General features: G+C 73.2%; 9 protein-coding genes. 3 read left to right on the plus strand and 6 right to left on the minus strand.

Annotated features, from left to right (window positions below):
* Window positions 1-213 carry an MbtH family protein gene (locus ACGFRG_RS00895; protein WP_393259988.1) on the minus strand — a complete coding sequence of 71 codons (213 nt, stop codon included), beginning with the start codon at window positions 211-213 and terminating at the stop codon, window positions 1-3.
* Window positions 210-548: a hypothetical protein gene (locus tag ACGFRG_RS00900; RefSeq protein ID WP_361416452.1), complete on the minus strand. Its 339-nt coding sequence runs from the start codon at window positions 546-548 to the stop codon at window positions 210-212. Before ACGFRG_RS00900 ends, ACGFRG_RS00895 begins: the two co-directional genes overlap by 4 nt.
* A 361-nt stretch (window positions 549-909) precedes the next feature.
* Here ACGFRG_RS00900 and ACGFRG_RS00905 point away from each other — a divergent pair, with 361 nt between their 5' ends.
* Window positions 910-1,884: a LuxR C-terminal-related transcriptional regulator gene (locus ACGFRG_RS00905; protein WP_393259990.1), complete on the plus strand. Its 975-nt coding sequence runs from the start codon at window positions 910-912 to the stop codon at window positions 1,882-1,884.
* A 239-nt stretch (window positions 1,885-2,123) separates the two neighbouring features.
* Window positions 2,124-5,069: a BTAD domain-containing putative transcriptional regulator gene (locus ACGFRG_RS00910; protein WP_393259993.1), complete on the plus strand. Its 2,946-nt coding sequence runs from the start codon at window positions 2,124-2,126 to the stop codon at window positions 5,067-5,069.
* Window positions 5,070-5,101: 32 nt separating this feature from the next.
* Here the strand turns inward: ACGFRG_RS00910 and ACGFRG_RS00915 are convergent, their stop codons facing one another.
* The 4 genes from ACGFRG_RS00915 to ACGFRG_RS00930 all read right to left on the minus strand — a co-directional run bounded on the left by ACGFRG_RS00915 (window position 5,102) and on the right by ACGFRG_RS00930 (window position 9,909).
* Window positions 5,102-5,257, minus strand: coding sequence for a hypothetical protein (locus tag ACGFRG_RS00915; RefSeq protein WP_361416461.1), 156 nt, complete (start codon window positions 5,255-5,257; stop codon window positions 5,102-5,104).
* 603 nt (window positions 5,258-5,860) lie between these two features.
* Window positions 5,861-8,011, minus strand: coding sequence for an MMPL family transporter (locus tag ACGFRG_RS00920; RefSeq protein WP_393259996.1), 2,151 nt, complete (start codon window positions 8,009-8,011; stop codon window positions 5,861-5,863).
* Between the two features lie 6 nt (window positions 8,012-8,017).
* Window positions 8,018-8,680 (minus strand): hypothetical protein, encoded by a 663-nt coding sequence (locus ACGFRG_RS00925; RefSeq protein ID WP_393259999.1) that lies wholly within the window; start codon window positions 8,678-8,680, stop codon window positions 8,018-8,020.
* The gene (locus ACGFRG_RS00930) at window positions 8,677-9,909 is read right to left on the minus strand and encodes a pyridoxal-dependent decarboxylase (RefSeq protein WP_361416470.1); all 1,233 of its coding nucleotides are present in this window, start codon (window positions 9,907-9,909) and stop codon (window positions 8,677-8,679) included. Before ACGFRG_RS00930 ends, ACGFRG_RS00925 begins: the two co-directional genes overlap by 4 nt.
* A 592-nt stretch (window positions 9,910-10,501) precedes the next feature.
* On the opposite strand from ACGFRG_RS00930, the gene ACGFRG_RS00935 reads away from it, so the two are divergent.
* Complete coding sequence (locus ACGFRG_RS00935; protein WP_393260002.1) at window positions 10,502-14,455, plus strand: type I polyketide synthase; 3,954 nt, start codon at window positions 10,502-10,504, stop codon at window positions 14,453-14,455.
* The last annotated feature ends 24 nt before the right edge of the window (window positions 14,456-14,479 follow it).

The raw sequence follows: 14,479 nt of genomic DNA on the forward strand, positions 1-14,479 counted from the left end.
TCAGGCCTCCTTCGTCGCGGCGATCAGGCTGGCCGGGCGCAGATCGGTCCAGGTCGTCTCGATGTGGTCCAGGCACGCCTGGCGGGCGGCCGGGCCGTGGGCGGTGCGCCAGCCGGCGGGGATGTCGAGCGAGGCGGGCCACAGCGAGTGCTGGTTCTCCTCGTTCACCAGGACGAGGTAGACGGCCTCTTCGTCCTCGAAGGGGTTGGTCACGGGTGCTGCTCCTCTTGTGTCATCGAAGGAAGGTCATGGCAGAGGGGTTGGGTCAGGGACGGGGCGGCGGCGATGCGCCAGCCGCCGGGCAGGGGGGACATCGCGAGCGCACGGCGGCAGATGGCCAGCGCCGTGGACCGGGTGGTCCGTTCTCCGGTCGCCGCGAGGAACATCCCGAGGTGGAGGCGGCCCGGACGGCCGGCCTGGACGCTGATGTGTTCCAGGCGTTCGCCGCGGGCCGCCGCCGTCCAGAGCAGGTCGACCATGCGGGCGCCGTCCGCCGTGCGGACCGCCTCGGGGTCGACCGCGTCGAGGGTGATGACGGTCAGCTCCACTCGGGAGTACGTCAGTGCCCGGCCGGGCCGTGACCGGCCACCGCGGAGGTCGTACGGACGGCGCAGGGGATGCAAGAAGTCATGGAGGTGCCCTCGGCAGGAATGGGAGGAAGAAGAGGTGGGAACCGCCCGGCGCTGCGCCGTGGCGGTGGCCTCATCCTGACCGGCGTCCACCCCCGCAGGGAACAGGTTTTGGCTGGTCAGAAGCGGACAGGCCGCTTTGTGACACCGCGCCGCGTCCCTCGCGTATATGCGTAGACGCGAGATCTATGGGGTGTAGATGGCCGCGTTCCACACTGGGGCTCGCATCCGCCGGAAGCGCGGATCCGCTGGGGAATCGGCACACGACAGGGGTGGGGAATTGACCGCGACGCTCGGCCTGGAGGCGCTGGACCGGACGGTGTACCAGAAGATGCTCGACCGGCCGGCCCTGGGCGTGGCGGAGCTCGCCGCCGAGCTGTCCGTCGCACCGGACGCGATCCGCGCCTGCCTCGACCGGCTGTTCGCGCTGCAACTGGTGCAGATGTCGTGCGAGGCGCCCAGTCGGTTCACCGTGGTCGATCCGGTGCTCGGGGTGAAGCGGCTGCTCGACCAGCAGCACGACGAACTGCTGCGCCGCCAGCACCAGATGGCCAGCAGCCATCAGGCGCTGGTCCGCATCCTCGCCGGTTCGAGCGGTCCCGCGCAGCAGGCGGACGGGGTCGAGCGGCTGACCGGGCCGGACGCGGTGCGGCGGCGGCTGGATCGGCTGACCCTGGAGGCCCGGCACGAGATCCTCACCTTCATGGCGGACGCCCGGACACCGGCCGCGCTTCAGGCCACGCGCGAGAGCGACACGCTCGCCCTTCAGCGCGGGGTGGCGATCCGCACCGTCGGCCCGGACGCCGTCCGCGACGACGCGGCGACCCTGGCCCACACCCGCGCACTGGCCGCACAGGGCGGCGAATTCCGCACCGTGGCCGCGCTGCCGACCTCGCTGGTCGTCGTCGACCGCTCGCACGCGCTGGTACCGATGGACCCGGCCGACAACGCCAAGGGCGCGCTCCTTCTCTCCGCCCCCGGCATGATCGCCCCGCTGCTCGCCCTCTTCGAGCGGGTCTGGGGCGGGGCCGCCCCGCTGGGCGGCGACGCGGCCGGGACCGGTCATCTGCCGAGCGAGCAGGAGCGGGCCCTGCTCACCCTGCTCGCCCAGGGACACACCGACGAATCCGCCGCGGTCCAGCTGCACATCTCGGCGCGCACCGCCCGGCGGATCATGGCATCGCTCAACGAACGGCTGGGCGCCCGCAGCCGGTTCGAGGCGGGGCTGCGCGCGGCGCGGCTGGGCTGGGTCTGACCGGCGGGCCGACCACGCACGCACCGGACCCGCAGGCGAAAACGCAGCTGCCCCACGGGCGAGGACGACCGGCACCCACCGGTCCGGGCCCGACACGGAGCACTCCCGTCCGGATGATTCACCACCAGACACCTTCGGCCCGTAGGATGACGCTCCATTTACCGGCCACCGCCTTGACCAGGGGGAACGCGGCCGGTGAGAGCCATGCGGAACACCCCGGGGGGACCGTGGAATTCTTCGTGCTCGGATCGGTGGGCATCCGGTTCGACGACACCGTCGTGCCAGGAGGCTCCCCCCAGCAGCAGGCGACGCTGGCCGCGCTGGCGCTGCGCGCCGGACATGTCGTGCCCCTGCACGAGCTGATGAGCGATGTGTGGGGCGAGGCGGCACCGGGCTCCGCGGTGATGATCCTGCGGACCTACGTCTGGAAGCTGCGCAAGCTCCTGGAGAACGGCGGCCGCGACCCCCAGATACTGGCCTCCGCCAGCGACGGCTACCGGCTCATCGCCGAGCCGCTGTGCGTCGACGCGCTCCGCGCCGAGCACCTGGCCACCGATGCGGCGCACGCCCGCAAGGCCGAGCGCTACGACGAGTGCGCCGAGCTGCTGGCAGAGGCCGTGGCGCTGTGGCGGGGTGAGCCGCTCGCCGGGGTGCCGGGGCCGTTCGCCGACCACCAGCGCTCCCGGCTGGCCGAACTGCGGCTGCATCTGCTGGAGGAGCGGTTCGACCTCGACATCCTGTTGGGCCGCCCCGCCCAGGTGATCCCGGCGCTCACCGGGTTCATCAAGGAGCGGCCGCTGCGTGAGCGGCCGTACGGGTTCCTGATGCGCGCCCTGTTCGCCGCCGGACGCCAGGCCGATGCCCTGAGCGTGTTCGCCGGCGCCCGCGATGTGCTGGCCGCGGAGCTCGGCCTCGACCCGGGCCCGGAGCTTCGGGCGCTGCACCAGCGCGTCCTTGAGGGCGACCCCGCGCTGCTGACAACGGTACGGACCCAGGCCCCCGCCGTCGGCGCGGCCATCCCCGAAGATCCCGACGGCGCCGGGCGCGGCGCCACCGCCGCCTTCGTGCGCCCGGCACAACTCCCCGCGGACATCGCCGACTTCAGCGGCCGCGCGCACGCCCTCGCCTCCCTGCACAAGGCCCTCGCCGATGAGGAGCGCGGCGCGCTGGCGGTCGCCACCGTCAGCGGGATGGGCGGCATCGGCAAGAGCGCCCTGGCGCTGCGGGTCGCGCACCGGGTCAAGGACGCCTACCCCGACGGCCAGCTCTACGCCGATCTGCGCGGCACCAGCGCGGACGCGGCCACTCCCGCCACGGTCCTGGCCAGCTTCCTGTCCGCGCTGGGCGTGCCCCGCCAGGAGATACCCGGCTCGGTCGAGGACCGGGCCCGGCTGTTCCGTACGGTCCTCGACGGCCGACGGGTCCTGCTGCTGCTCGACGACGCCCGGGACGCCGCCCAGGTCAAACCGCTGCTGCCGGGCGCCGTGCGCTGCGGGGTGCTCGTCACCAGCCGGGCCCGCCTGGCCGGTGTGCCGTCCGGCAGCCATGTCCAGCTCGCCGAGTTCACCCGCGCCGAGGCCCTCTCGCTACTGCGGCACATCGCGGGCGCGGAGCGCATCGACCAGGAAGAACCGGCCGCGGTGGCACTCGTCGGCGCCTGCGCCCATCTGCCGCTCGCGGTACGCATCGTGGCGGCCCGGCTGGCCGCGCGGCCGGGGTGGACGGTGGCGCATCTGGTGGCCCGGCTGGCCGACGAGCGCCGGCGGCTGACCGAGCTGCGGGCCGACGACCTGGCGGTGGCCGCCGTCTTCGAACTCGGCTACCGCCAGCTCCCCGAGGAGCAGGCCCGGGCGTTCCGCTCGCTCGCCCCGGTGACCTGGCCCAGCATCTCCCTGGAGGCCGCCGCGGCGGCGCTGGCCCTCAGCGAACACGACGCCGAGGAGCTACTGGAGGCGCTGGTGGACGCGGCGCTGATGGAGTCCCCGGAGCCGGGCCGCTACCGCTACCACGACCTCGGCCGGGACTTCGCCCTCCACCTGCCCCGGCCCGATGGCGCGTCGGCGGACGACGACTTCGCCGTGGCACGCCGCCTCCTGCACCATCTGCTGCACCGGGCGGCCGCGGCGTTCCAGCGGATGGTGCCCGGCGACCCGGTGCACAGCACCATCGCCGCCACCGCCGCCGAGCCCGGCGACGGATTCGCCGGGCTCGCCGAAGCCCGTGAGTGGGTCGTGGCCGAGTCGGACTGCGCCGTCCACACCGTCGGGCTGCTGCTCAGAAGACCGGGCAGTCCCGATCCGGTCCTGCTGACGACGGCCGCCGACCTCCTGGTGGCACTCAGCTCCTTCGGTCAGGACATCCCGTACGCCAAGATGGCCGTGACCTCCACGGCGCTCGCCGACACCGCGACCCGTGCCGGTGTCCATCGCGCGGCCGGCCGCGCCCACTTCATCTGCGGCAACGCGGCGCTCCAGGCTACCCGGCTCGGCCAGGCGCGCACCCACTCCGAGCTGGCCGCCGAGTCCTGCCGCCGGGCCGGCGACCGGGCCATCCTCCAGCAGGCCTACAACGACCTCGGCGTCATCGCCCAGTTCGAGCAGCGGTACGACGACGCGGCGGCCCACTTCGACCAGGCGCTCGCCCTGGCGCGGGAGCAGGGCCAGCGCACGGCCGAGCTGTTCACCACGCTCAACGCGGCCCTGGCCCGGATCCGCGGCGGCCGCGCCGCCGAGGCGCTGCCCTCCTGCGAGGAGGCGCTGGGCGCCCTGCGCGCCATGGCGGACCCGCACGGGGTGGCCCACGCACTGTGCGTACGCGGGCAAGCCCTGCACGAGCTGGACCGTCCGCACGAGGCGCTGGCCAGCTACGCCGAGTGCCTTCAGGTGTGCGAGACCGAGCGGATTCCCGGCCAGCGGGCGCAGGCCCACTACCGGTCCGCCGAGACCCTGCGCGTCCTGGGCCGCATCGAGCCCGCGCTCGATGCGGCGGGGCGGGCGGTGTCGTACTTCCGGACCGTGCCGGACCGCGCCCGGGACCGGGGCTACGCGCTGCTGATCCACGCGCGTACCTCGTTCGACGCCGGACACCTGACGGAGGCTCGGGCGCACGCCGCCGAGGCGCTGGAGGTCTTCACCGGGGCAGGTCTGCCGGAGGCCGCGCAGGCCGCGGCGCAGTTGAAGTCCTGATCGGCCGGGGACTTCGTATGCGGCGAGGGCCGTTACGCCCGGGTGTTGTACTCGTCGGTCCCCTTGCCGTGGTCGCCGGGGCCGTTGGCGGAAGTGCTCCAAGCGGTGGCACCGGAGGAGGACTCGGCAACGACGGATCCGAAGGCACCCACGAGAAGGGCGAGGAGGACCGGAACGAGAACGGTCATACGGCGGTTCATGGACGTCTGGTTGCGCTGCACGAGAGAACCTGGCTCATTTCGTGTGGGAGGCCATCGGCTGGCCCCGGCCTGCGTACGGTGTGCTGCCCCGACTATGGCAACCGGGCATCTACGTTTCATATACGCGGTGCCATACGGCCGGGAAACGCACGGCGGACGTCAGGAGCCGCCTGCGGAAGCGGCCATTCGCCCGGCTCGATCGCCGGGGCCGTGACCGACCGCGTATACGCCGCCCGCTAGCATCCCCTCGCATGGCGATGCGGGGGTGGCGGCCGGGTGCCGTGGCGGTGGCGGTACTGGCGGCGGTCTGCGCCTCGGGCCCGGAACGCCCCGACGATACCCGCACGGCGACGGACCCCGGCCCCCTCCCGGCCGACCGCTACACCGCCACGCCCCAGGACTACCAACGATCCCAGCGGGCGTCGGCGCTGCTGGTCCGCCAGTGCATGGCCGGTCTCGGCCACCCGGACTTCCCGCCTGACGGCGCTGCGCACGTACCGGGCCAACATCACCGCGGTGCTGCGGCAGCTCGGCCGGTGATCCGGTCCTGCGCCCCGGAGACAGCCGGTGGGCCGCGGTGCCGGAGTCGGGTCAGGAGCGACCGCTGAAGGGGCTCCACCAGTTGGCCGGGCCCAGGGCCGTCATCACGGCGGGTACCAGGACACCTCGTACGAGCACGGCGTCCACCAGGGCGCCGAGGGCCACGCCGATACCGACGATCTTCATGATGGTGACGTGCGACGTGCCCATGGCCGCCGTGGAGATGACGATCGCGGCCGCCGCCGAGGTGAGCAGTCGCCCAGTCCGGGCGATGCCGTCGACGATGGCGGTGCGGTTGTCGCCGCCGCGCAGGTACTCCTCGCGGATCCGGCCCAGGAGGAACACCTCGTAGTCCACCGACAGGGCGAGGGTGATCAGGAGGGTGAAGAGCAGGACGGCGGCGTCCAGGGAGCCCGTCATGGTGAAGTCGCCGAGCAGGGGGCTGCCGTGGCCTTCCTGGAAGAGCAGGACGGTCGCCCCCAGGGTCGCGCCGAGGCTGATGACAGCCACGACCAGCGCCTTGAGCGGTGCGACGACGGTACGGGTGAAGATGCCGAGCAGGACCAGCAGGGCCGCCGCCAGTAACAGCAGGCACCCGGGCAACGCGTGCCGGACGGCGGCGGAGGTGTCGGCGATCTCGGCGGCCTGTCCTCCCACGGCGACGGTTCCGGGGGCGGGCGCGGCCCGTACGGCTCGTACCACGGAGCTCGCCCGCCGGGTGTCGGGGGCTGCCTCACCGGCCACTTCGAGGACCGCCGCCCCCGGGACGGCACCGACGGCGCTCCTGCCCTGCCCGCCGGCGGCCGGGGTGATGACCCGTACGCCGGTCACGCCGGGGAGGGCGGCGAGCCGGTCACGGTAGGCGGTGACGTCCTCGCCGCCGTGCGCGCCCGTGACCACCGCCGTCAGCAGGCGCTCCGGTGCCGCGGTGAAGTGGGTCCTCAACTGCTCGGCGGTGGCGGCCGCGCGCGCCTGCGGCGGCAGGGTCCGGTCGTCCACCAGGCCGAGCCGCACGTGCGCGAACGGCAGACCGAGCAGAACCAGCAGGAGCGCCGCGAGCCCGCCGACGAGGAGCGGGCGTGCGGTCGCCACGCGGGCGGTCCGCCGCCAGAACCGGCTGCTCTCCCCCGGCTTCGTACGCCGCCACCGCGCAAGTGGGTCCCACGCCCGCGCGCGCGGGCCGAGCAGGCGCAGGCAGGCCGGCAGCACGAGCAGGGCGGCCAACGCGGACAGGACGGTGACGACCATGGCCGAGAGGGCCAGCGCGCGCAGCAACGGCACCGGCACCACGCACGCGCACGCCAGGCACGCGGTGACGGCCGCGGCCGAGAAGACGACGGAACGCCCCGTGGAGCGCAGCGCGGCGCCCAGGGCATCCTCCAAGTCCTCGCCGCGCGCGGTGTGTTCGCTCACCCGGGTCAGCAGGAAGAGACTGTAGTCCACCGCCAGGCCGAGACCGATCGCCGCGGCGGCACTCAGCGCCACCCGCGGCACGTCGACGACGTGGGCCAGCAGGCCCATCACCGGCAGCGCGCAGCCGACGGCCAGCGCGGCGGTCAGGACGGGCAGCAGGGCACAGACCACGGACCCGTAGGCGAGGACCAGCAGGGCGAAGAGGACGGGTGCGGCGAGGAGTTCGGCCCGGCGCAGATCCCGGTCGAGGGTCTCGTTGACCTCCCGGTCGGTCCAGGCCTCTCCCGCGGCGGCCACCCGCAGACCGGGGGCGGCGCCCCGGGCCGTGTCGACCAGCGGGCCCGCCGCTCGCGCCTGCTCCTTCTTCTCCCCCGTCAGCCGCGCGTCGACCAGCACGCTCCGCCCGTCGCGCGAGCGCATCCACGGATCGCCCGCGCTGTCGGCCGACCACGCCCCGCGTACGCCGGGTTCCCGGGCCAGGGCCGTCACCACCGCCCCGGCGCCGTCCCGGAGCAGCTGCGGGTCCGGGCGTTTCCCCGGCTGGTCCGGACGCCGCCCGGACGGGAGGGAGAGCACGAGGATCAGGTCGGGGGCCTGGACGCCCAGCCGTTCGGCCCGGCTCCGGGCCCGCCTCGCCTCGGTGCCGGTCGCGGCCGAGCCGCCCGTCCCCAGCGCCGCCAGCGCGAGGGGTGCGAGGGCGACGGCGCACACCGCCGCCAGCACGGCGTATCCGATCACCCACCAGGCGCGTCGCCGCGTGGCCTGCGCCGCGGGCCGAGCGCGTGCCATGCGCGGTCAGGCCGTCCTGGCGGAGGGAAGGGACAGCGCGACGGGCAGCGCCGGGTGCCGGGCGACACCGTCCGGGGACAGGAACAGCGGGGTGACGACGGCGTCGCTGTCCGGCAGCGGGATCGTCGGGCCGATCGGTGACGTGCCCAGCCTCTGCCACAGCGCGGAGCTCGAATCCGACGACGCCTCGACGTAGAGGCCCAGCTCGCCGTGGTACAGCTGGACCAGCATCTCGGCCGCGAGGAGCAGGAAGGCCCCCCGGCTCCGGGCTCCGGGGCGGGCGGCGGCCAGGGCCCCGTGCAAGTGGGGCGGGAGGCCGGGTGGATAGCGCGCGTCCAGGATGTCGATGAGCGCGAGGCAGCGTTCGGCGGCCGGGCCGGTCGAGGCGGAGATGTCCGCGCGGAAGGCTTCGTGGTCCTCGGCCGGAACGGGGGCGCGCTCGGAGGGCTCCCAGACGAGGACCGCGTCGCGGGAGGGCGAGACGAGCGCGGTTCCTTCATGCTCGACCATGAAGCGGACCCAGGCGCACATGAATCCGGCGATGCACCGCTCCCGCCCGGGAAGTCCGGGCGGGAGCGCCCAGCCGATCACCGGGTCCTCGGCGAACGCGGCGGCGAGGATGCCGGCGATCTCCTCGAAGTCCTCGGACTTTTCCGCCTGGTACGTCACTGTGCCTCCCGTTGCAGGTCGCCGAGCCGCTGTTCGTCCCGGTGGGCGGTGAGGAAAGCGGACACGGCCGGTTCGACGGCCTCCCGGCCCGCGCGCCAGCTGCACACCGAAAGGCGCACCGCGTGCCGGCCCTTCCACTGGGTGGGGGTCACCCAGCAGGTCCCCTCGGCGTTCAGCCGGGCGATCACCCGCCGGGTGTGGTCGTCGTCCCCGATCCGCAGCAGCACCTGGTTGAGCCGGACCGGGACGAGGAGTTCGACGCCGGGTTCGCCGGCCAGGCGAAGGGCGAGGTGGCGTGCCGCGTCGCAGTTGCGCTCGACGAGATCGGCGACACCTTCGCGGCCGAGGTGGTGCAGAACGGCCCACAGGGTCAACGCGCGGGCCCGCTGGGACATTTCCATCCGGTAGTCCACCGGATCGCGTCCGGTCCGGGCACTGGTGTGGATGTAGTCGGCGTGGATGCTCACGGCCTGGCGGAACGGGGAGGGGTGCGCGCAGAACGCCAGACCGCAGTCGTAAGGGGTGTTGAGCCACTTGTGACCGTCGCAGGACCACGAGTCGGCACACGCCACGCCGTCCAGCAGGCCCCGCAACCGGGGGGAGGCGGCCGCCCAGAGGCCGAAGGCCCCGTCCAGGTGGAGCCATCCCCCGTACTCGTGGGTGACCTCGGCGATCTGCCGCAGCGGGTCGACGGAGCCGGAGTTGATGGATCCGGCCTGGCCGCACACGATCAGGCCGCCGGCGGCCCGGGAGGCCAGTTCCCGCAGATGCTGGACGTCCATCCGGCCTTCGTCGTCGGCCTCGGCATAGCGGACCGCGCCGCCCAGGCCCAGCAGACGCAGGCAGCGCAGGACCGAGATATGGGTCTCCTTGCCCAGCAGAACGGTCAGCGGCGGCGCCCCCGGCATGCCCTGTTCGTTGACGGCCCAGCCCGCACGGACCAGTTGGTGTTCGCGGGCCGCCGCCAGGCAGACGAGGTTCGCCGTCGTGCAGCCCGAGGTCAGCCCCATCACCGTGGACCCGGGCAGGGTGAGCAGCTCGGTGAGCCAGCGTTCGCACACCTCTTCCGCCACGGCTGCCAGCGGGCTGAGGTCGTGGAAGACGGAACACTGGTCCCACAGGCTGGTGAGCCAGTCGGCGGCGATACCGACCGGGAGGGCGCCGCCCACGGCGTAGCCGAAGCTCCGCGCCGCGCCGGAGGCCAGCGCACCCGCCTCCCCGGCGCGCATCAGCCGTTCCACGGTCGCCGGTGCGGGATTTCCCGCGGCCGGCAATTCACCGCCCAATAACTCCGCGAGCCGACCGGGTTCGTGCGCGCATATCGGACGCTCCCGGCCAAGAAATAAATGCGCGTACCGGGCCACTTCCGAAAGCAGATCAGACTGGTCCCTCACAAGTCCCCCACAGCGACTCGGGGCAGAATGGCAGAACCCAGGAATGACGGGGCAATATGCCGGACGCAATCACTCTATTCGCCGCCGGACGCATGCCGCAACCGTCCAATTCGCGCCATCCGGACACCGGCCGAACGCGCTCCCGTCGAACACGAGAGCAATTGCGCAGGCCGGAGTTGCTCTGCTCTACTCAAAGCTGGCCGAACAGTGCTTTGGCAATCCGACCGACCATGCCGGTCATGAAGAGTGGCGCCTCCGCGAAACACCACGCCAGCACCGCCCCGTAAGCAATGAATTCACGCACGCACACATTCTTTCACCTTTCTCCGAATCGGCCCGTCGGCCGGGATATTCGCCTGCGCCGCCGCCGTCCGCGAGATCACGGAATTCCGCGAGGCTCACCGATTTCAGTACCGAGGAGGACTTCTTGCCTACAGAACCCATCGCTGTCGTCGGGGTCGGCTGCACACTCCCCGGCAGCGTGCACAATCTGGAGGAGGCCCGCGCGGCCTTCGAGGAGGGCCGCGACTGTGTCCGCGAGATCCCGCCGGACCGGTGGGACGTGGACCGTTTCTACGCCGCCGATCCCCTCTTACCCGGCCGGACCTACGTCCGTCACGGCGGCTTCGTGGACGACATCGACCGGTTCGACGCGGCCTTCTTCGGCATCTCCGACCAGGAAGCCTCCCGGATGGACCCACAGCAGCGCATGCTGCTCCAGACCGTGTGGCACGCCCTGGAGCACGCCGGGCAGAATCCCGAGAAGCTCATGGGGAGCAACACCGGTGTGTTCCTCTCGCTGATGTCGTACGACTACAACACCCTCAAACGGGACGGCGGTTACGACAGCGTCACCGCGTACGAGGCGATGGACACCGACAGCATCACCGCAGGCCGCATCTCTCACTTCCTGGGCCTGCAGGGGCCGTGCATCGCCGTGGACACGGCCTGCTCCGGATCGCTGGTCGCGCTCCACCTGGCCAGGCAGTCCATCCTCGCCGGCGAGTGCGACGCCGCCATCGTGGCGGGCGCCAACGCGATCCTGACCCCCCACGTGCACATCTCCTTCTCCAAGATGGGCCTCTTCTCGCGCAGCGGACAGTGCCGGTCCTTCGACGCGGGCGCGGACGGATATGTGCGCAGCGAGGGCTGCGTGGCCGCACTGGTCAAGCGGCAGTCGCTGGCCGAGGAAGACGGCGACCCGGTCCTGGCGAGCGTGCTGAGCACCGCGGTCAACCACACCGGCCGGACCAGGACCCTGACCGCCCCCGACGGCCGCAGCCAGCAGCGGGTGATCCGTTCCGCGCTGGCGGCCGCGGGCGTCGACCCGGCCCGGGTCGGGTACGTCGAGGCGCACGGCACCGGCACACCGGTCGGCGATCCGATCGAGATGGACGCCATCATGCAGACGTACGGCGCCGCCCGCTCCACCGGGAAACCGCTGTACGTGAGTTCCGGGAAGAGCAACGTCGGCCACATCGAGGCGGGCGCCGGACTGCTGGGCGTGGTGAGGGCGGCCCTCTCCCTGGACCGGGAGACCGTCTACCCCAGCCTCCACCTGGACCGGCTCAATCCGCAGATCGACCTGACCGGCGCGTCCGTGGAGGTCCCCACCGAACCGGTGGACTGGCCCCGGGGCGACACGCCCCGGCTGGCGGCCGTCAACTCCTTCGGATACAGCGGCACCAACGCCCACGCGATTCTGCGGGAGGCGCCTGTCCCCCGGCCCGCCACACCCACCGCCCAGGACACCCGGGCCGCCGCGCATCGCTCCGAGGAACTCCTGGTCCTGTCCGCGAAGGCCCCGGAAACCCTGCGGGAACTCGCCGTCCGCTGGGCCGCCTTCCTGTCCCGGACACGGATGCCCGACCTGCCGGCCGCGGTGTTCACCGCCGCCGCCGGCCGCGCCCCGCTGCGCCACCGGCTGGCGGTGACCGGCCGCAACGGCACCGAACTGGCCAACAGCCTCCGCCAGTGGGAGACCGGCCGCGCCTGCGACTCGGTCCGCACCGGCCGCGCCCGGGGGGCCGGGGCCGCGAGGACGGCCTTCGTCTTCTCCGGACAAGGTACGCAGTACCCCGGGATGGCCCGCGAACTCGACGACCGGGAACCCGTGTTCACGGCGGCGATCGACCGCTGCGCGGCGGTGATGGACCCCCACCTGGACATCCCGCTCAGGCAACTGCTCTTCCACCCGGACACCCCGGAAGCCTTCCACGAGACCCGTCTCGCCCAGCCCGCGCTGTTCGCGGTCGAGTACGCCCTCGCCGAACTCCTGCGCTCGTGGGGCGTCGAGCCGGCGGCCGTCACCGGGCACAGCATCGGTGAGATCGTCGCCGCCTGCGTGGGCGGTCTGCTGACCTTCGAGGACGCGGCCCGGTTCAGCGTGTCGCGCGGCCGCGCCATGGGCGAACTGCCCTGCGGAGGGCGGATGCTGGCGGTCCGTACCGACCAGGAGACGGTACGCGGGTGGCTGGCCGGCCGCGACGACCAGGTCGCTCTCGCCGCGGTGAACGGACCGCATGACGTCGTCGTCTCCGGTGCGGCCGAGGCGGTGGACGAGATCGCGGCCCTGGCCGAGAAGTCGCGGACCGAGACCGCGTGGCTGCGGACCTCGCACGCCTTCCACTCGCCCCTGATGGACCCGGCGCTGCCCGCACTGCGCGAACACGCCGCCGCGTTCCGTACCGCCAGCCCGGCCGTCCCCGTGGTCTCCGGCCTCACCGGACGGCCCCTCACCGGCGACGAGGGCCCGGACCACTGGGCCGATCAGGCGCGCCAGGCCGTCCGTTTCCACGACGCGATGCGCACCGTCGTCGAGTCGGGCTGCACCGCGATCGTCGAGATCGGCCCGCAGGCCGCCCTGACGCGGCACATCCGGGAGGCCTTCGGCAACTCGGGCGTCACCGCGATCCCCACCCTGGCCACGGACGGCCGGGACGTACGCAACCTGCTCACCGCGGTGGGCGCCCTGTTCACCTGCGGGGCCGACATCGACCTGCCGCGGCTCTACCCGGGTCCGCGCTACCGTCGCACCGCGGCCGCCCCGCAGTACCCGTTCCGCAAGGACCGCTACTGGTGGGACGACCAGGCCGACCGCAAGGCAGCGGCCCCCGCCCCCGCCGTCCGGGCTCCCCGGCCCGAGCCGTCGGTGCGCGAACACCGGCTCACCGCCGCCGCGCCCTGGTCCGACCACCGGCTGCACGGGACGACCGTCTTCCCCGCCACCGGATATCTGGACCTGGTGGTCCGCGCGCACGCGGAGGCGGACGGCGGGCGCCCCGGCCCGGTGGTGCTGACCGGCGTCGGCTTCACCCGCCCGCTCGTCATCGCGCGCGGCGGGACCACCGTGGCCCGGATCGCCCTGACCGACCTCGGGCAAGGGACGGCCGGCGGGCGGGAGTTCACGATCAGCGCCGGCGCCGACGGCGCCCCATGGGCCGACCACTGCCACGGCACGATCGGGCGGGCCGAGCACACCGGCGGAGGCGAGGCCGCACCCGAGGCGCTGCGCGCGCGGATGACCACCTCCGTCGCCCCCGCGCAGCTGTACGGAATGCTGCGGGACGGCGGGCTGGAGCACGGGTTCCACTTCTCCACCGTCCGGGAACTGTGGCTGGCCGCCGCCGACCGCGGGGAGGCCCTGGCCCGGATCACCGCCGTACCCGACGGCGCGCCCGCCGAGAGTCATGCGCACCGGACCGCCACCATGCTCGACGGCTGCCTCCAGATCGCCGCAGCCCTGTTCCTCGCCCCCGGGCAGGACCTGCTGCCGGGCGGGTACGTCCCGGTCGGGATCCGGCGGATGGTGCTGGACGGCCCCCTGCCGGACCAGATCTGGGCCCATGTGCGGCGCCGGCCGCACGACGCCCGTACCGCGTTCGTCGTCGATCTGCGGGTCACGGACGACAGCGGGCGCGTCGTGGCGGAGTACGAGGGCGTCGAGTACCGGCACGCCGGTCTGCTGTCCGGTGGCCCGGCGGACGCGGAGGAGGGCATCGGGCAGCACGGCGGCAAGTCCCGGCGGGAACTGCTCGACCTGCTCGGACCGCTCGGCCGTCAGGAGCGCCGGCAGGCGGTCGTCCGGTGGCTCGCCGACGAGGTCGGGGCGACCCTGGGCAAGGCGTCGGCGGAGCTGGAATTCGAGGCGGAACACATCGACCCGTCCATCGCGCTGCTGGAAATCGGCCTGGATTCTCTCAAGGTGACCGACCTTCAGCGACGCATCCAGGAAAAGCTTGAGTTCCGCTTCAAGGCGATGGAGACCATCGACTACCAGACCCTCGAAGGGCTGGCCGACTTCCTCCTCGACCGGGTGCTCGACCTCGCCCCCGCGGACCGGGAATCCGCCGGACGCAAGTCCGCCGACACAGCCGCCTGAGCGGCCACCGAAGACGAGCCAGTG

The sequence above is a fragment of the Streptomyces sp. NPDC048696 genome, from assembly GCF_043198895.1.
Classification (GTDB): domain Bacteria; phylum Actinomycetota; class Actinomycetes; order Streptomycetales; family Streptomycetaceae; genus Streptomyces.

Excerpts from the sequence above, each read along its gene's own strand:
- ACGFRG_RS00915 (WP_361416461.1), bottom strand. The coding sequence starts at position 5,257 with ATGACCGTTCTCGTTCCGGTCCTCCTCGCCCTTCTCGTGGGTGCCTTC.
- ACGFRG_RS00920 (WP_393259996.1), bottom strand. The coding sequence starts at position 8,011 with ATGGCACGCGCTCGGCCCGCGGCGCAGGCCACGCGGCGACGCGCCTGG.
- ACGFRG_RS00930 (WP_361416470.1), bottom strand. The coding sequence starts at position 9,909 with ATGCGCGCCGGGGAGGCGGGTGCGCTGGCCTCCGGCGCGGCGCGGAGC.